The sequence below is a fragment of the Thalassospira sp. genome, from assembly GCF_040218635.1.
Classification (GTDB): Bacteria; Pseudomonadota; Alphaproteobacteria; order Rhodospirillales; family Thalassospiraceae; genus Thalassospira.
Genome location: NZ_JAVJRB010000012.1, coordinates 750,095 through 767,640, shown reverse-complemented (window position 1 = coordinate 767,640; position 17,546 = coordinate 750,095). Strand labels below are relative to the sequence as shown.

At 50.8% G+C, this 17,546-nt stretch carries 19 protein-coding genes; 1 reads left to right on the top strand and 18 read right to left on the bottom strand.

Annotated elements, in window-relative coordinates; all coding sequences use genetic code 11:
* Positions 1-19: 19 nt before the first annotated feature.
* The 18 genes from RIC05_RS17505 to RIC05_RS17420 are packed head-to-tail and all read right to left on the bottom strand — an operon-like array spanning position 20 to position 16,833.
* The gene (locus tag RIC05_RS17505) at positions 20-1,249 is read right to left on the bottom strand and encodes a beta-ketoacyl-ACP synthase (protein WP_350045886.1); all 1,230 of its coding nucleotides are present in this window, start codon (positions 1,247-1,249) and stop codon (positions 20-22) included.
* Complete coding sequence (gene fabG, locus RIC05_RS17500; RefSeq protein ID WP_350045885.1) at positions 1,246-1,971, bottom strand: 3-oxoacyl-ACP reductase FabG; 726 nt, start codon at positions 1,969-1,971, stop codon at positions 1,246-1,248. Before fabG ends, RIC05_RS17505 begins: the two co-directional genes overlap by 4 nt.
* Complete coding sequence (locus tag RIC05_RS17495) at positions 1,968-2,468, bottom strand: hotdog family protein (RefSeq protein ID WP_502989560.1); 501 nt, start codon at positions 2,466-2,468, stop codon at positions 1,968-1,970. The genes fabG and RIC05_RS17495 overlap by 4 nt, the downstream gene beginning before the upstream one ends.
* Positions 2,469-2,473: 5 nt before the next feature.
* The gene (locus RIC05_RS17490) at positions 2,474-3,679 is read right to left on the bottom strand and encodes a beta-ketoacyl-[acyl-carrier-protein] synthase family protein (protein ID WP_350045883.1); all 1,206 of its coding nucleotides are present in this window, start codon (positions 3,677-3,679) and stop codon (positions 2,474-2,476) included.
* A 3-nt stretch (positions 3,680-3,682) separates the two neighbouring features.
* Positions 3,683-4,249 carry a DUF3261 domain-containing protein gene (locus RIC05_RS17485; RefSeq protein ID WP_350045882.1) on the bottom strand — a complete coding sequence of 189 codons (567 nt, stop codon included), beginning with the start codon at positions 4,247-4,249 and terminating at the stop codon, positions 3,683-3,685.
* Positions 4,250-4,299: 50 nt separating this feature from the next.
* Positions 4,300-5,538, bottom strand: a complete 1,239-nt coding sequence (locus tag RIC05_RS17480) for an NAD(P)/FAD-dependent oxidoreductase (protein ID WP_350045881.1) — start codon at positions 5,536-5,538, stop codon at positions 4,300-4,302.
* On the bottom strand, positions 5,535-7,805 hold the full coding sequence (locus RIC05_RS17475; RefSeq protein ID WP_350045880.1) for an MMPL family transporter: 2,271 nt from the start codon (positions 7,803-7,805) through the stop codon (positions 5,535-5,537). Before RIC05_RS17475 ends, RIC05_RS17480 begins: the two co-directional genes overlap by 4 nt.
* Positions 7,806-7,840: 35 nt before the next feature.
* On the bottom strand, positions 7,841-8,476 hold the full coding sequence (locus RIC05_RS17470; RefSeq protein ID WP_350045879.1) for a LolA family protein: 636 nt from the start codon (positions 8,474-8,476) through the stop codon (positions 7,841-7,843).
* Entirely contained in the window at positions 8,473-8,880 is a 408-nt protein-coding gene (locus tag RIC05_RS17465) for an acyl-CoA thioesterase (protein WP_350040709.1), read from the bottom strand. The genes RIC05_RS17470 and RIC05_RS17465 overlap by 4 nt, the downstream gene beginning before the upstream one ends.
* Positions 8,877-10,439, bottom strand: a complete 1,563-nt coding sequence (locus tag RIC05_RS17460; protein WP_350045878.1) for an HAL/PAL/TAL family ammonia-lyase — start codon at positions 10,437-10,439, stop codon at positions 8,877-8,879. Before RIC05_RS17460 ends, RIC05_RS17465 begins: the two co-directional genes overlap by 4 nt.
* Positions 10,432-12,117: a glycosyltransferase family 2 protein gene (locus tag RIC05_RS17455; protein ID WP_350045877.1), complete on the bottom strand. Its 1,686-nt coding sequence runs from the start codon at positions 12,115-12,117 to the stop codon at positions 10,432-10,434. Before RIC05_RS17455 ends, RIC05_RS17460 begins: the two co-directional genes overlap by 8 nt.
* Positions 12,114-13,799, bottom strand: a complete 1,686-nt coding sequence (locus tag RIC05_RS17450) for an ApeI family dehydratase (RefSeq protein WP_350045876.1) — start codon at positions 13,797-13,799, stop codon at positions 12,114-12,116. The genes RIC05_RS17455 and RIC05_RS17450 overlap by 4 nt, the downstream gene beginning before the upstream one ends.
* Positions 13,796-14,386 carry a COG4648 family protein gene (locus tag RIC05_RS17445; protein ID WP_350045875.1) on the bottom strand — a complete coding sequence of 197 codons (591 nt, stop codon included), beginning with the start codon at positions 14,384-14,386 and terminating at the stop codon, positions 13,796-13,798. Before RIC05_RS17445 ends, RIC05_RS17450 begins: the two co-directional genes overlap by 4 nt.
* Entirely contained in the window at positions 14,367-14,615 is a 249-nt protein-coding gene (locus RIC05_RS17440; protein ID WP_350040704.1) for an acyl carrier protein, read from the bottom strand. The genes RIC05_RS17445 and RIC05_RS17440 overlap by 20 nt, the downstream gene beginning before the upstream one ends.
* Positions 14,616-14,617: 2 nt before the next feature.
* On the bottom strand, positions 14,618-14,881 hold the full coding sequence (locus RIC05_RS17435) for a phosphopantetheine-binding protein (protein ID WP_350045874.1): 264 nt from the start codon (positions 14,879-14,881) through the stop codon (positions 14,618-14,620).
* The gene (locus tag RIC05_RS17430; protein WP_350045873.1) at positions 14,856-15,683 is read right to left on the bottom strand and encodes a lysophospholipid acyltransferase family protein; all 828 of its coding nucleotides are present in this window, start codon (positions 15,681-15,683) and stop codon (positions 14,856-14,858) included. The genes RIC05_RS17435 and RIC05_RS17430 overlap by 26 nt, the downstream gene beginning before the upstream one ends.
* Positions 15,676-16,419, bottom strand: coding sequence for a beta-ketoacyl synthase chain length factor (locus tag RIC05_RS17425; protein WP_350045872.1), 744 nt, complete (start codon positions 16,417-16,419; stop codon positions 15,676-15,678). The genes RIC05_RS17430 and RIC05_RS17425 overlap by 8 nt, the downstream gene beginning before the upstream one ends.
* Before the next feature lie 12 nt (positions 16,420-16,431).
* The gene (locus RIC05_RS17420) at positions 16,432-16,833 is read right to left on the bottom strand and encodes a hypothetical protein (RefSeq protein ID WP_350040700.1); all 402 of its coding nucleotides are present in this window, start codon (positions 16,831-16,833) and stop codon (positions 16,432-16,434) included.
* A 278-nt stretch (positions 16,834-17,111) separates the two neighbouring features.
* Here RIC05_RS17420 and RIC05_RS17415 point away from each other — a divergent pair, with 278 nt between their 5' ends.
* Entirely contained in the window at positions 17,112-17,498 is a 387-nt protein-coding gene (locus tag RIC05_RS17415) for a 4'-phosphopantetheinyl transferase family protein (RefSeq protein ID WP_350045871.1), read from the top strand.
* The last annotated feature ends 48 nt before the right edge of the window (positions 17,499-17,546 follow it).

Genomic DNA, 17,546 nt, shown 5'->3' with positions numbered 1-17,546 from the left:
AAAACCCTATATTGTGAACTTATATGCGCTTAAATATCAGGGATGTATTTATGCCGCCGAAGGCAAAATTATTGCTCATCATGTGTTCGGCAGTCATGACCCGTTCTGATCCCATAATGTAGTCAAGATCGGCACATTCAGGGTCCACGTTCTTGAGGTTTGCTGTGGGGACAAAGCGGCCCTCTTGCATCATTTCCAGTCCAAGCCATGCTTCGACGGCGCCGCATGCGCCAAGACTATGTCCAAAGTGGCCTTTAAGCGTGTGGATTGGAACTGCGCGGTCGAATACGGTGCGGGTTGCTTTGCTTTCGGCAAGGTCGCCGTGATCCGTGGCTGTGCCATGTCCGTTGACAATGTCGATGTCACTTGATGAAAGCCCTGCATCATCAAGGGATTGTTGGAGGGCACGGCCCATTTTATCGGCGGCGGGTTGTGTCACATGCGCGCCATCCGAATTGGTCGCAAAGCCGACAATTTCACCATACATTTTCGCACCGCGGGCTTTCGCGTGTTCGTAATCCTCAAGGATCAAAGTACCTGCACCTTCACCGATGACCAGACCATCGCGGTTGGCGTCATACGGGCGTGGTGTGGCGTCCGGCGTATCATTACTGACACTGGTGGCGAAAAGCGTGTCAAACACGGCAACCATCGTGGGACAGAGTTCTTCTGCACCACCGGCAATCATGACATCCTGTTTACCAAATTTGATTGCCTCGTACGCATATCCGATGCCCATGCTGCCGGATGTGCAGGCCGTTGACGTTGGAATGATCCGCCCTGATATGCCATAGAGGACACCGATATTGACGGCAGCGGTGTGGCTCATCATCTGAATATAACTGGTGGCGGTAATTGCGTTGCTGTCACCATGTTCCATCAGGCGGGTAAAGCCAAGAACCGGTGGCGTGCTGCCAAACGACGATCCATATGCGATGCCAAGACGGCCACCTTCGAACATCGCAGTGTCGTCGTGCAGGCCAGCCATCTCAAGCGCATCATCAGTTGCCGCAACCGCCATCTGGGCCACACGGCCCATGCTGCGCAATTGCTTGCGGTTAAACCGGCCTTTCAGGGAAAAATTCTGTACCGGGGCAGCAAGCCGGGTGCGCAGATCATATTTACCATCCCATTCAGACATGCGGACAATTCCGGTTTCACCGGCCTGCATGCGTGTCTTGATGGTTTGCCAGTCATTGCCAAGGGCTGTGATGCCCGACATGCCTGTAACGACAACACGTCGCGTCATAGCATGCCCCCATTCACACTAATGACCTGACGGGTGATGTAAGAAGCATCATCGCTGCACAAAAAGGAAATTGTGCCTGCAACTTCTTCAGGCGTGCCATATCGGCGCATCGGGATCATGGACTTTACTTCGTCTTCTGGTAGGTCACCAGTCATCTGGGTTTCGATGACCCCAGGTGCGACGGCATTAACCGTGATTTTGCGCTTGGCAAGTTCAAGGGCAAGTGACTTTACGGCACCAATGATCCCGGCCTTGGACGCGGCATAGTTTACCTGACCACGGTTGCCCGCAATGCCCGCAATGGATGTCAGGGCGATGATGCGTCCGCCTTTGCGGCGTTGTATGATTGGCATCAGAAGCGGTTTGATAACGTTATAGAACCCGTCAAGGTTGGTGTGCAGAACGCTGTCCCAGTCGTCATCTTCAAGGGCCGGAAAGGGGCCGTCACGGGTGATCCCGGCATTCAAAATGACACCATAGGGCGCACCGTGTTCTACGATGTCTTGCGTCAGAACTTCACGCGCCGCTTCCCGGTCCGCAATATCGAATTGCACCAGCCGGGCCTGAACCCCAAGCTTTATTGCATCATTTGCAACTTCCTGGGCGCCCGTGTGATCAGAATTGTAATGAATAACAATATCAAAACCGTCCTTGGCAAGACGTCGTGCTGTTGCGGCACCAATGCCTTTGCTGGCACCGGTTATCAATATGGTTTTCTTCATTGGTCTGATGTTTCTTGGTTGTTGCCCACAGGCGGCGTTGAAGCCGTTTCATTCTCCTTGGGCTGATATACATTGATACGTGCGTCGACAAGCATTTCCTCGCCCAAACGGACTTCTCCGTCAAAGGCGCCCATTTCGCCATCTTCAAAGACGTTGGTGATATGCATTGTAAGTCTGCTGCCAATCGGAAAGAAGTCCCGCAACATGGTTACCTTGCGTGATCCCAAGAGGTAGCCAATCCGTGGCTTTGTATCCTGGGTGGCCTGCCTCGCGCGCCATCCGCTATAGGCCGCAACGGTCTGTGCGATATATTCGATACCGACATAACTCGGAACGCCCTTGCCCGGAACGCAGAACATACTGTTTGCGGTAATGTCGAGTTCCGCGGTCATGGTGCTTTCATCGGCAGATACTGCGCGATCAATCAGCAACATGGGAGCGCCATGTATGACAAGTTCTTTGACCGGCGGGACTTGATTAGATTGAGGCTTGTTCATACTGGTCACGGAGTTGTCCATCCTTTGCCAAGGATGACGGAGACATTGCTGCCGCCAAATGCAAACGAGTTGCTCATCATGGCAAGACGGCCACGCGACGCCAATGACTGATTTGACGTGATCAGGTTGATCGGGGGAAGTTCGTCATCCTTTTCGCCGTCCCAGTGATGAACAGGAAGTGGTGCGCCGATTTCGCTGTCAGACAGTGACAACCAGAGGATCGCGGCCTCGATCGCACCCGCAGCACCCAGACTATGACCGGTTAGGGGTTTGGTTGAGCTTGCCGGAACATCTGGCCCCAGAACCGCGTGCACCGCTTTGGCTTCCATAATGTCATTGAGTGGTGTGGCCGTGCCATGCAGATTTATATAGTCAATGTCAGCAGGCGTGATCCCGGAACGTGCAAGTGCGGCTTGCATGGCCCGCGCGGCACCTAAGCCTTCGGGATGTGGCGCATTGGGATGATGAGCATCGGAGCTTTCACCAACACCGAGCAATTCGATTTCACCCGCATCCTTGCGTAGGATGAAAAGAGCTGCACCTTCGCCGATATTGATACCATTGCGGTTCTTGCTCATGGGATTGCAAATACCGTCAGACAAGGATTGCAAGGCGTCAAAGCCGCCAACCGTAAGACGACACAAACTATCAACACCACCGACAAGAACCGCATCACACATATCGGCCTTCAATAGGCGTAAGCCAGATGCAAATGCCTTGGCACTTGATGAGCAGGCCGTGGAAATAGAGTAGGCCGGGCCACGCAAGTCAAAAGCGGTTTTCAGAAATTCTGAAGGTGAGCCAATTTCCTGATGCCCATAACGGAAACTTTCAGGGAATTTGCCGTTTTCAACGCGTTGCTGATAGTGCGCTGTACCTTCCTCAATCCCTGCCGTGCTGGTTCCAATCAGGACACCGATCCGATCCTTACCAAACTTGGCAATCAGCTCGTCAATGTCGTCTGCGATCTGGCTGGCCGTAGCCCAAAGGAGGCGGTTATTGCGGGTGTCAAATTCGGACAAAAGATCGGGCAATTTTTCAAGGTTACCTGTAACCGTACCCAGAACGGTTTCCCGGTCGGGGAGAAAACCGCTGCACTTGATCATGTCGGCATTTTTCTTACCGGTAAGTGTTGCCTTGGTTTCGGTGATACCGGTTCCCAATGACGAGACGATGCCAAGCGATGACAGGTAAAGTGGGTGCTTGGCCATACGTTAGGACCCGGTTCGTATCGAATTGATATTGATGCGATAGTTGAACTGCAAGTTCACAAGCGTTGCCTGACCGTGCCAGACGTCCTTTATCGGGCGTTCTATGGTCACGTATTTCCGCCCACTGTCGTTCAGGCGAACTGTCCGTTCCCCAAAACCATCATGTATCGACATGTTATCGGGCAGGGCGTCTTCGACAATATCAAGCGGCCAGTAGGTCATGACAATGTCTGCAAGAAGCCTTTTGGCATCAAAGTCTTGCGGGAGCCAATTCGCTTTCTGGATTGATATTTCCTGCTCGGTCCAGTCGATTTCAACCGCCCGACGACCAAGATCGTCAATGAGGACGATTTGGGCCCGTTCCGGGGTGATGTTCAAACGCCCCTGAAAGTTTACATCACCCGATTGGTTGCCGGTGTTCCAACTTGCTTTGACCTGTTGAACAACATCTATGGTTTCCTTCTCATCCCAAGGTTCTGTTGGGAAAGTGAATTCTATCCCGTCAGCCAAAACGATCTTGTGTCCGGTTTTGTCGAGCACGCCAGATAACGGCAGCTGCGGAAGGTTCATCGTCTCACACGCAGAGAGCCCGATAGCGCAGACTATGACAATAGCTGATTTCAGGATGAGGGAGCGCATAAGTCGTGCAACAGCTCTAGATAACGGTCGGTTTTGGCAACCAGCGGGTTTTCCATATTCCATGCATACCCTGCCAGAATGGAAACGACCATACGTTTCAGTTGGGAATCATCATTGGGTTGCCCAAAAATGATTGTTTGCAAGCGTCCGGCATACCAAGCATCAACATAGGAGCGGAAGGTTTCAACCCCGCAAGATAGGGGTTTGGAAAACCCAGCTTCCCAATCAATATCCGTTTCCCCCCGGTGGCGCGCAATCAGCATATTTGCAGCCAGTTCTGCCGAATGCAGCGCAATTGTCACGCCAGATGAGAACACGGGATCCAGAAAACCTGCAGAATTTCCAAGCAAGACATAGCCATCCCCGCAAAGCTTTTCTGACTCAGCCCCGTATCCGGCAATTGATTGCAGTGGGCGGGTTTGTTCTGCATTGGCAAGTAAATGGCCAAGACGTGTTTCGGAAATCAGCCGATCAAAGACATCCTGTTCACTCATGCCGGTGAAAGTCGTGTCACCGTCGGGGTAAATCACACCAACCGATGCTGTGCCATCGGAAAACGGGATCAACCAATACCAGATGTCATGGCGATCGGGATGGACCGTGATCAGGATTTTGGTGCGGTCATAGTCCGGATCATCAATGCGATCCTTAACATGGGTAAAGACCGCGCGTCGGGAAATAGTTTGCGGCGGTCGGGAAAGCCCCAAAAGCCTTGGCAATACCCGGCCATATCCGCTGGCATCAACAATGAAACTGGCACGTAGTGTGGATTCTTCGTCCGCAGCGTCTTCATATATGATCTGGCAATCATTGTCGGCGGCGTGTACCGCCGTTACCTTGTGTTCAAAGCGGATGTCGACACCGGAACGTTCGGCTTCCTTGGCAAGGATATGATCGAATTCGGCGCGTTTGACCTGATAGGTTGTTCCCCAACCGGTGGTTTCAAAGTTCTGGCGAAAATCGATGGAGCGATACTGTTCGCCACATTCAAAGACCGCGCCGTTTTTATGCTGAAAACCTGCTTTTTCCAGTGCGGGCAGAAATCCAGCACGTTCAAGTACGTTCATACAGTTCGGAAGCAGGCTTTCGCCAATAACAAATCGCGGGAATTTCTGTGCTTCGAGCAATGTTACACGAAGGCCAGCATCGTTCAGAAGCTTGGCCACGGTACTTCCGGCAGGGCCCGCACCGATAACGGCGATGTCGCAATCCTGTTTCAATTCGTGTTTCCCGTATCCGTCGTATTAGTGACTGTTTCTGTCATCCAAAAAGCAAGGAACCATGCGCCAACCAAGCCTATCGCAATGATCGTTCCGATATCGCTTACCAGTGGGACGGAACTGGTGGCGAGTAACCCAAATGCCAGAACGCTGCTGATCAACGACAAAAACACCGCCAGACGGGTGTGTTCAAGATGTTCTATGTCGTTGCCTTCGCTCAAAAACAGGACATAGTCAGCGCCAATTGCAAAGACTAAAAACAGTGCCATCGTTGTAAAGAAGCTGATTGGTACACCCAGAATGTAGCCACCATTCAGCGCGAACAAGATCGCGCCTGCGGGGGCTGAAAACACCCGAACACCCCGATCCGGACCATAGCGTAGGATTGCCAGGATCAGCGCAATCGCAAGCACCACGCCAAGTGCTATATACGTCCAATAACGGTACTCGGCGAACTGGGTGCTGATGATGGCCGTCGGAGAAATTAGTCTGGCATTTTCAAATGAGACGAGGGCGGCATTAAGAGCATCAACATCTGAAACATCACGTAACCGCATGATATTGGATGTGGTTGTCTGAAAACGCGCGATCTCAGGAAGACTGTTTATTGCTTGATCCGGGAGGAGGTAAGGGGCGTCCAAGTCTGGGAACTGTATTGGTGTCTGCAAGGCATCAGAAAGGGACGCTGAAAAGGGTTTGTAAAGTTCGTCTCCGATAAGGCGTCGGTTGTCTTTCTGAAGGGCAATCGACGGTACAAAATCCGATAGCGCAACGACGCCCCCAATTTTGCCTGCGGAGATTAAGGGCATAATTGCTTTACGAACAGACTCAGACGTTTCAAGACGCTGTTGGGCTGTTTTACCATCAACCCGAATGAAGACAGGGCTTCCGCCAAGGCCAAGTGTCTCCGATATCATACGTGCATCGGATAGAAGTTCCGCATCACTTTGGCCCAAGGTGCGCACGTCATCATGACCGGGACTAAGAAAGGCCGAAATTGGCAAAGCGACAATCAAAAGAATGGCAACAAACAGTTGTATCTTGCGAGGCAGCACAAGAACCATCATCAGGCGCATAAGCCAATTGTGGGTAATTCGGATGGGTGAGTTTTCGCGAACTGGTGTGGGCGGGATAAGAGGTAGTAAAAATTTGACCGAACAATAGGCTGCAATCAGCCCTGCGATTGAATACACGGCAATTTGCACAAGCAAGTTTGTCGGACTGAGCGCAAGGGCGGAAAAGCCAATGATAGATGTCAAAAGCCCAAGACCGAGGCCTTTGCGTATTTTTCCAAAGCGTGATGAAGTCGGGGTGTCATTGGCTGGTATCACCAGATAGTGTAGGGCGTAATCGATTGAAATACCGATCATTGTTGCGCCAAACACCAGTGCAATCACATGGATTGTGTCGAAAAATATGGTCAGGGCCGCAGCACCGGCAATCAGGCCACTTCCGACAACGATAACGGCGCCAATCAGCGGAAAAGGCGAAAAGAACGTCAAACCGATCATGATGGCTATGCCAAGTGTGGCAATCACGGCGATGGTTTGGACATCTTTTTTGGCATTCGCGGCCTCGTTAACCGCAAAGAAAATCTGGCCTGTTTTGGCGGTCTGGAGGGTTGGATCGCTCTTTAGCGCTTCTGCAAGTGCGTTATTGACGCCATCTACCCAGCTTTTGGCAGCCGTGTCAGAGTGTTTGTTGGCGTTCAGCGACACAATCATGGGCAGATAGCTTCGGTCGTTGATTGTGATAACGTCATTTCCGGCGCCCAACTTCGCGGCCAGACCCGAAAGAAATTCTGCCAATAACAGGAAAGGGTCCTGTTTCAAAGTTGCGCTGGTAAAGGGAGAGGCCGGTGAATACAGGGTTTGCAGGGTGCGCTGATAAAGTGCTTCTCCGTGACCGTCCTTAAGAGCAGCACGGTCACCATCAGACAAAAGGCCGTTCGCATATGGACCATAGAGCGCACGCAAGTCATCAAGACGGTCTGCATTATCACCGGGAAGCATCACATTTGCGGTACCATCAATCGCACTGATTGTGTCCGCAAGTTGCCTTGCGATATCGCTGAGGCGTTCATCATCAGGGTGGGAAAGCATAATGATTGCTTGTTTGCCACTATCAGCCAATAGCGTACGCACAGCGTCGATATCGCTCATTTCATCTTGTTGGTGGTTTTGTTCCTGACCAATCAATGACAGGAAATCGGCATCCATTTCAGTGCGTTCGGTCGTGAGTTGCCAGACAGCAAAGCCTGCCATCATGAGAATGCATACTGTCCAAATGAACGCTAATCGGATCATTCGGCTGTTCCATTTGTGAAAAGATCATTGAACTCAGAGGGCAATGGAACAGGTTCAATAGTTTGCCCATCGAACGTAATGATATCGTGATCAGAAGATGGTTTTGTGATCACCACTTCTTGCACAAACGCGTTGCCCTGTGCCGTAATCAATTCGATCTGATTGCCAACAAAATTATTTGAGTGGGGGCTTAGGGTTATGTTCCACCCTGTTGTTTCTAAGTCTTTTTTAGTGATGTCAAATTGGCTTTCTAACGGGTCCCAGTTCCCGGATAATACGGACGAAATCATTGTGACGAACTGTCGTGTTTCCGTACCTTTTGCCATTGCAGTGCGGTTGCCATTTTGATCGATGGTGAAAATCCCGCCTTCTTCGAACACAGTTACACCCGGAAACGGGAAGGTCGTTTTCCAGATCAGACCATGCTGCGGTGATAAAACGAACTCACCACGAGAGAGCAATGGATTTTCAAAGCCGTCCAGATGACGATTGAGTTCAAATGTACCGCGCAGATACTCGTTCTTGGCAATCGGTGTGGGTCTGGCAGTCTCTGCCTGCAGCGTTTTTGGCACTGCAAGGAAGGACGTAAAGGCAACACACACTGTGATCAGAACAAGTAACTTGCGGTTCATATCAGCGCTTCCATCTTCTCGATGAAAAAGTCGGGGCTGCGATAAAGCATTTCGCCCGTACTTTTATCGACGGCGACCTGAATGGTGAAACCTTTGGTTAGCTTCTGCCCCGTTTGCGCATCCGTGACGAGATAGTCAATTTTCAGTCGGTTTTCAAACTCGCGCAGCGTCGCTGCGATGTTGATTTTCTGACCAAAGCGGCAAGGTGCAACGTATTTCACCCGCATATCGACAATCGGCCATACAAAGCCGGACTCATCCATTTGTGGGTAATTGTAGCCAATCTCATCAAGCAAGGCACAGCGGGCATTTTCAAAGAACTGCACATAATTGCCATGCCAGACCACATTCATCGGGTCGAGATGATAAAACTGTACAGTTTCGTTTACAGACGCACTGATCATGATGTCTCCTCATCGCCGTAAAGCGCCCAATGTCGGTCCTGAATGCGTGCGACGAGTTTGCGCAAGGTGGTATCAAGTGGTTGGTCTTCGTCAATGAACGGAATGTCAGCTTCCAGCGCCGAAAGAAATGATGATACATCTTGACCAAGCTGACTGGCCTCAAGCTCCTCAGATTTCAGGCGCAGCGAAATTGCCTGTCGCACAGTGATAAGTAACGCAGCTGCCACTTGTTCGGTAAGTTCCAAAATCCGCAAACAATCACGTGCCGCAATGGTGCCCATACTGACCTTGTCCTGATTGTGACATTCGGTCGAGCGTGAGAATACGCTTGCTGGCATGGTGTTTTTAAGCGCCTCGGCCGTCCAGGCCGATACGCCGATTTGCACAGCTTTCAGGCCATGGTTGATTGATGCGCGATCTTGTGACGCGCCCGACAGGTTTGACGGCAAACCGTGATTGAATTTGGTGTCGACCAGAAGTGCCATTTGACGATCCATCAAATCAGCAAGATTGGCGATCAGAGTTTTCATACCATCCGCAACGAATGCGACATGTCCGCCATAAAAGTGCCCGCCATGCAGGATTTCTTCGGCATCAACATCAATCAGCGGATTGTCATTGGCACTGTTGAGTTCAATCTCAAGCGTGGTGCGGAAGGTAGGCATCATATCAGCCAACACCCCGATAACGTGCGGGGCGCAACGAAGCGAATAGCGATCCTGCAATCGGGCAGGTTGGTAATGCGGACCAAGAGCTGCCAGATCATGTGAAATGCGTTTGGCTACGATCGCTTGCTTTGGATGCGGTTTGGCCGCGAACAGTCTTGTATCAAAATGGGCAGGATTGCCACGCAAACCAATAGTTGCCAGTGATGTGATACGTGTGCTGAGCTGGCACAAATATTGGGCGCGCACAAAAGCCTTACACATCAGGGCGGTCATGACGGATGTACCATTCATGATCGCCAAAGCTTCCTTGGGGCGGAGCTGTAAGGGGCGCAGACCGACTTCTGACAAGGCATCTATTGCCGGCATTTCCGTGTTGCTAAACACAACATCGCGTTCCCCGATAAGTGCTGCTGCAACGTAAGAAAGCGGGGTCAGATCACCACTGGCACCAACAGAGCCTTCTTCGGGAATCCGTGGTGTGATGTCAAATTCAAGAAGGGCAGATAGCTGCTTAAGAAGGCCTGTGCTAACGCCGGAATAACCGGTGCACAGCGATGCAAGCCGGACGGCCAGAACCGCGCGCGCTTGATCGGGTTTAAGGATATTGCCAAGGCCACAGCCGTGAAACCGGCTTAGATGCAGTGGGAGTTCGTCAACCAGCTCCGGCGGAACACGACGGGATACTGAATCACCATAGCCCGTGGTGACGCCATAGATATGGCCATGCTCGCGAAGCTCCCGATCCAGGAAATCGGCACCGGCCTGTATCCGGTCATTAAAGACATCGGATGTGCTCAGCAGGGGCAGGGCACGCCGTTCGGCAAGTGCCACAACGTCCTCGATCGACAGGTGCGCCTCGCCAAAGACGATATGTTTCTGGTTGTTATTCATTGTTATCCTTCTTATCCGCCCAGAAATCGTAGAAATTGAACCACTGCAATGGTTGTTGAACAACAAGCTTTTCCAGCCAGCTCGCATATGTTCTTGCATGTTCCGTGATCTTGGCAGTGCGATCATTGCGCGGCAAGTCTATGCGTTCCGACAGCTTTTCCCACGAAATATTAAAACGCCGTCCTTCACGCCATGCCGCAACCATGTAAACCGGACACTGAAGAAGATGTGCCAGAATGAATGGTCCCTGCGGAAATGACGCGTTTTGGCCAATGAACGGGACTGAAACCGACTTATCCCGGGCACCGATGGCCACCCGATCTGCGGCAATCACAATCCATTCGCCGCGTTCGGCCTTTTCACGCAGCAAAATCGCCGTATCGGGGCCGATTTCGCTAACCTCAATCAAATCAACTTGGCTTTCGGGCGCAAGTTGTTGCAAAACGCGGCCAAACCGGGCGGCATTTTTTTGATGCAACAGGACATTCACCCGAAAATTACGGTCGCGACTGGCAATGGCGCGGACCAGCTCAATGTTACCAAAGTGCGATACAAATAGGATTATTGCCTGATCACGTGGAATGTAGGAAAACAGGCTATCGGCATCATCCGGCAGGTCGAGGTCATCGAGTTTCATCTCGCCACACCAGGCGGCTATTTTATCGAGTGCGGATTCTCCAAATCGCATGAAGTGGGCAAAGCTATCGCGCCAAGTAGGTCTGGGTTTGTCATTATGCTTTGCCACACGTTCAAGGAAATCTTTGGATGCAGCCCTTGCCGTACGTCCGGTCAGGAAAAAATAGGCGATGATGGGGGACATCGCGGCAAGGCACAGTTTGCGTCCGCCAAAGCGATAGACCTGCCCAAGGAAACGCATCCCCCAATAGATGCCGCGCTCGTCAATTTCCGACCAGTGATGGTTGCTGTTTCGGTCCGTCGGCGGCCCAAAGCGTCCACCTTGGGCGATGTATCGTGGAAGTCGCGCCAGCATTCCACAGACCAGTCTGGTATGCATCCAACTGATCCGGACGTTATCGCGCCACATCCGGAAGTTTGATGTGTTGCCCAGTGGATAGGTGACATTGGTGGGAACATGAATGACCGGTACCCCTTGCCAGAAAAGGCGGACCATGATTTCGGTATCGAAATCCATCCGATGACCGATACCGTGGCGTCGCCAAACATCCAGACTGGGACCAATCGGATAGACACGAAATCCGCACATGCTGTCGCGGATATGAAGAGATAGTGTTTCAATCCATACCCACACATGGGTAATCCATCGACCGATTTTGCGGCCGGTGGGAATGCTGTCATCATAAACAGGCAGTCCGGTGACTAATGCCGCAGGTGATTTTGTGGCAATTTCAATCATGTCACTGATGCGATCAAGATCATGCTGACCATCTGCATCAATCTGAAATGCGTGGGTAAAACCATGCCGCGCAGCACCGGCCATACCCGTCATGACGGCAACACCTTTGCCGGCATTGTCATCAAGCCGCTGACAAAAAATACCATCATTCGGTGCGTGTAGATCGGCCACAACCGTTTGCGTTTGTGCGTCTGAGCCATCATCGACTATGAAAACCGGAATATCATGCTCACGGATGCGCTTCACGACGCTTTCGAGCATGGTGCTATGATTGTGTGTTGGGATGACGGCACATAATTTCATGCCGCATCACCATCATATTTCAGAACACCAGAACTTAGATTGCCCTCATGATCCGAGCTGTACTGGAATTTTACCCGTTGGCCGGAAGCATCAAGCCGAATGTCCAGAGTTACGATGTTTCCGGGGTGTATCGGTTTGCGAAATTTAAGCTGCGTAATTTCGCGTGTCGTTTCGGACAAGCCGAAAACGGACGACGCATACGAAACGGCCCAATGCAGTTGCGCGACACCGGGTAATATCGGCATACCGGGAAAATGTCCGGCGAAATAGATCAGATCGTCGTTCAGTTTTAATTTTAGCTGCGCGTGATCGTCTGTCTTGAATGTTTCAAGGACTTCCGGTTCTGTCGATTTTTTAGCAAAAACAGCGCTTAACAGATGCAACGGGCGTTTGCCCTGACTGTCGGTTGGGATGTCATCAACGAAGCGCCAGCGTTGTGGCAAGGCCGCGTCATCCTCAAATTTGGCAATTTCCCGACGCAACAAGCGCCCCAAACGAAAAGCACCGATCTCGCGATGCTGTTCTTTACCAGCTTGGGTAAGGACAACAATCGCACCAAGCCGATGGTCATCTTCGTTGGGGAGCATAACAATAGCGTCCGCGACCAGTTCTGAGGTTGCCAAACGGCGTTCTACAGAACTTAACGAGACCCTTTTTCCTTCAACTTTCACGACCCGGTCAGCGCGACCCAATAAACGAAACTGTCCAGTCTGCTGATCAATAGATGCCCGGTCTTCTAGTTGATACCATTCAACTCCTGCAATATGCGGGGCTTTAACTGCCAAGCAGCCTTGATCATCTAGATGCGTTTCGACGCCGGGAAGCGGGATCCAGTCCGATTGATTGGATGTTTGCTGGCGATAGGCAATACCACCGGTCTCTGTGCTGCCGTAAACTTCGATGGGATAGGTACCAAGCATCTGATGGGTGGCGTGTGCAGCATCGTAATCAAGCGGCCCGCCAGATGAGAAAATCAGGGATGGTTGTGGTGCATCGATCAGACTCGGATGCAGGTTTTTGAGATGGGCGGGGCTTGTTATCAAGACGTCGCCGGCCTTGAGATTGCCCTGCATCATTTCCCAAAAGGGTGCCGGGTCCGCCGTAAATACCCGCCCGGTCATGACGGGCCATATCACGCGAAAGATCAAACCATAGATGTGCTGGTGCGAAACCAGTCCAATGATCCGTGCGCCTTCAGGGATATGGGGTGACCATAATGGGTCCTGAACGGATATCTCAGCCTCGATCTGGGAAAGTGTCTTGATGATTGGCTTGGGCGTCCCTGTGCTTCCTGATGTGAAAAACATAGCAATACAATTGATTGCAGCAGGATATTCAATATGCATATCAAGATTGGACGGCTTGTTTTCTCGGAGGCGCTTTTCGATTTCTACGTCATCAAGGAATAAATCGAACTGTTCTTTGATATCTTCAAGATAGGCTGGTTTGGGTGTTGCCGGCAGGACGAACTGAGATCCACGTTGCCAAATCGCCATAAGCGCAATGGTAAAAAGGCGTGCAGACTGGCAATGAACAGCGATCCGTTTATGGGATGGCAGATTTGCCGCAAGAAGGGCGCCATCACTGCACAGTTCTTTGCGTGTTACCAACCGGTCACCGTCTATGCATTGCGCTGCATCTTGGTGATCCGGGTGGTTGATGGCGTAAAAAAATCCGGTCATGCGTGATCATTAATCTGACGTTGGTGACGGGCTTTGAGAATACGCCGAACCGGCCATTCCCCGACGAATAAAACTGCAACCAAAACGTATGAAATCAGACCATTATAAAGGGTCCATGCTTCAATCGATGCATAAAGCGCGGTCCAGAATGCTATCAGGCCATTGATGACAAAAAAAACAATCCAGACCTTGGTTAAGGTGCGGGTATACGCAACGCCATAATCGTCAAGATCGGGGGTTTGAATGCGAGCAAACCGTTCAATCAACGGCATTGCCGAAAACAGTGATAGTGTGAAGACCAAAGCCAAGGTAGCGCTGACGATGACCGGGTAAAAACGCAAAGCCAGCATATCACTGGCATATCCGGCGAGCATGAGAATGAGGGCTATGATACAAGCAATGGCGCCAGCACCATGTTTGTGGGCCCTGAAAAACATGATCGCGCGCAGTAAGACGACAGTGATCGCAGCATTCAGAATGACACGCGGTGAAACCACGCTCAGACCGAAATATACAACAACCGGGTAGGCGATGCCCAGCAGGGCAAGAACAACGGTGATAATCCGGTTAGGAACTGACCAGGTCATGGATTTTCTCTACCACGTCATCAACGGTCCGAACTGACCGGAACTCCATCGCCGGAATCTTCTTACCCGTGATTTCCTGGAATTTGACGATCAGGTCAACGGCATCAATACTGTCAAGGTCAAGGTCTTCGAACAGGCGTGCCTCAGGCGTGATGTCTTCGGCTGGAACCTCGAACAAATCGACCAGATAATCATGAAGCTGCTGATATACGTCTTCACGGCTATGCATGACTATCCCTCCGATTTATTGGTTTGAATGAATTTTGCGAGATTGCGAACCGACGCGAAGTGGGTTTTTACTTCCTCGTTTTTCGCGTCAATCCGCACGTCATATTTCTTCTGAATGGCGACGCCAAGTTCCAGCGCATCAATTGAGTCGAGCCCCAGTCCATCGACAAAAAGGGCTTCGTCACTATCGATATCTTCAACATTCAAGTCTTCGAGATTAAGTGTCTCGATAATAAAGGATTTAAGTTCGGTTTCGAGCGAAGTCATGCGTTAGTCTGTCCACAAAATAGTCTTTGATGAGCCGGGTGATGGCGCGTGCACGTTTTGCACGGCTCAAATCCGGTTCACATATGTCCCCAAGTGAAAGTGGCTGATCAACCACAATCCGATACAGTATTTTTGAGGGCGGAATACGATACCACGGCACCCCTTTTTTCAGAGTATCGTGATTACAGTGCACAACCACCGGAATCAAGTCGACTTCTGTTTCTATCGCAATGTTTGCAACACCGCGCTGTAGTCTTCCCAGTTTTTTTCGGCTTGGCGTTCGGGTTCCTTCCGGGAAAATCAGGATACACGCGCCAGAATTCAAATGATCCCTCGCCTGAATTAGCAAGTTTTCCGGGTTGTCATCATTGCGGATGAAGCCTGCAGCCCGGACCACACCGGCAAGGAACGGATTATGAAACAGTTCATGTTTGACCACGCACTGACAGCGATCCAGCTGGGCCAGAATCATCACAACATCAAGCAGAGTAGGGTGGTTGGCAATAATGATGGCACCCTTTGCCTGCCTTAGCGTTGTGATGTTTTCAGTCTGGGCCGCTGCAACGCCGGTAATGTCCAGCAGCCAAGTAAATAATCTAAAGCCACGACAGATGACAAATTGTGCGGAATGGCGGCGTTTTTGTCGATCGCGCAGTATCACGATCATGACAGGAAAAATAGTTACCGCCATGAAGAGGCCGCCCAAACCAAAACTGGTAAATGCAAATCCGGTGGCAAACAGGCGCCAATACCACTTTAACCCTTTGGGGGGATTGCTTTGCGTTTGTTTCGCTCTAGTCATGCCGGATCAAATTCCATGCACCAGACTTTCCGATCAAACTAAATTCATACGCATTTTCAGTCTGTAAGTAGTGTGCAAGTGACCGGGCTTGATCGCGTGGCGAAACGGCGGCGTCTCGTGCGGGCATTGTGCTGAACGAAAAGGTATCTGACCGCGTGACATCGTCAGTTATTGGCTCAAACCGTAAACCAAGAGCCACGCCATGAATGTTCGCAAGCTCTACATCCTGATAGATTTCTGGAAGAACAAGATCAATATAAACCAGAATCACCGGGCCGCCCGTATCGCCCAACTGACACAATGTTTCTGTCAGAGCACTTATGAGCGTGTCATTTCCAGCTGAAATCGCTGTGTGGCTTTCGGTAATTGACCAGTTGATCGAGGCAATACCGACAAGTGCATTATGAACCGACATACCGAAATCGGCTGGAGACAATAGTTCGTCGGTCGCAACTTGATGTATGAGTTTAAGTGTCCTGTCCAAATTCCCATGGCGCGATGCAAATACAATATGTGGATTGTCATCGCCTTGAAGGGTTCTTGAAAGCATTTCAGCAGCAGCACGCCCATAGAGATCAAGGCGTCTTCGCAGTGCGGGTTTGATGCCCTTTGCCAGAACAGCGCTATCCATAGCGTGAATGGTTTGAGAGTTTTCGCCAGACGTTCCGCACTCAAGAACCGCGTGATCCTTATGTGAGTCCCAGAACGCCCAGCGTGAAATACGGGCATCAAACACGTTCATATAGCCTTAGTTGGCGAGGGCCGCTTTGGCCGACACATCGCGCAAGATATCGACACGCAGGTTATTGACCCAACGATTATAGTTATAGTGAATGGAATCCCCACTGTGATTCAAGTTCGTGCTGTCGGCATAGGTGATTGAAAATTCGGTGTTATCGAAATCAATCTCTACTTTTGCCATATGGTTACGCGGTGAGTAGGTGGCAAACAGCTGACCTTCGGCACGGCGGGTGACAATCCATTCACGGTTCGTTGCGGCTGAGATGATGGCTTCTTCGACCTGCGTCAGACTAAGTTTGGCAGCATCAGCGGGAAAAGCCTGTTTGGTTACATTTTCGATTGGCACTGTTCGGCACGCGGCAACAAGAAGTACCAAACACCCGACAACTGCAAATTTGAAACTACGCATATCCAACCTACCATTTACTGATATTATTTGATGGATCCATATAAGGATCAGCGTACGTCGTTCACGGAACGCTCCATTGATGTAATGAAAGTATGATGCCCCATTCAACCAAAACTTGTCCCAACCATGTTATTTCACCCAAAACTGCCGCGAAGGCTGTGTTTGGAGGGAATGTTGTCTGGACATACTCATTGCTGGAATGGCAATCACACCAATCCCGGAAATCGCAACGTCATTCATCCTCATTACATGGCTGGATGTTGCTTGAGAAGTTGTCGATGGACATATTTGGGCCATCGGCAATGATCGAAGTCTTACGGGAACGCAGCGGAAGACCCTTCATTCGCGTAAACGGCACAATATTCAGTGCAAGCCTTAGCCACAGCAAGGGATTGGTATGTGCCGCGATAAGTAAAGTTCCATCCATCTCAATCGGGATTGATGTTGAACAGTTGAACGAAGATCGTGATTTTTCGGGTATCAGTCAGTCAATGGGGTGGCCTGATGACTGTGACGTCATCGCGTTCTATCAGCGTTGGTGTTGTTACGAAGCGACGTTTAAAGCCACGGGGATTGATAACGTTGATCACCAACCTTTGTTGCAGTCTGAGGATCTTATGCTGCTCAACGATTTTATCGGGTTGATTGTGTGTGCTGACAAATAGACCGGGTGCAGGGACCAGTTTGGTCTTCATTTCAGCCCCCGTGAACGT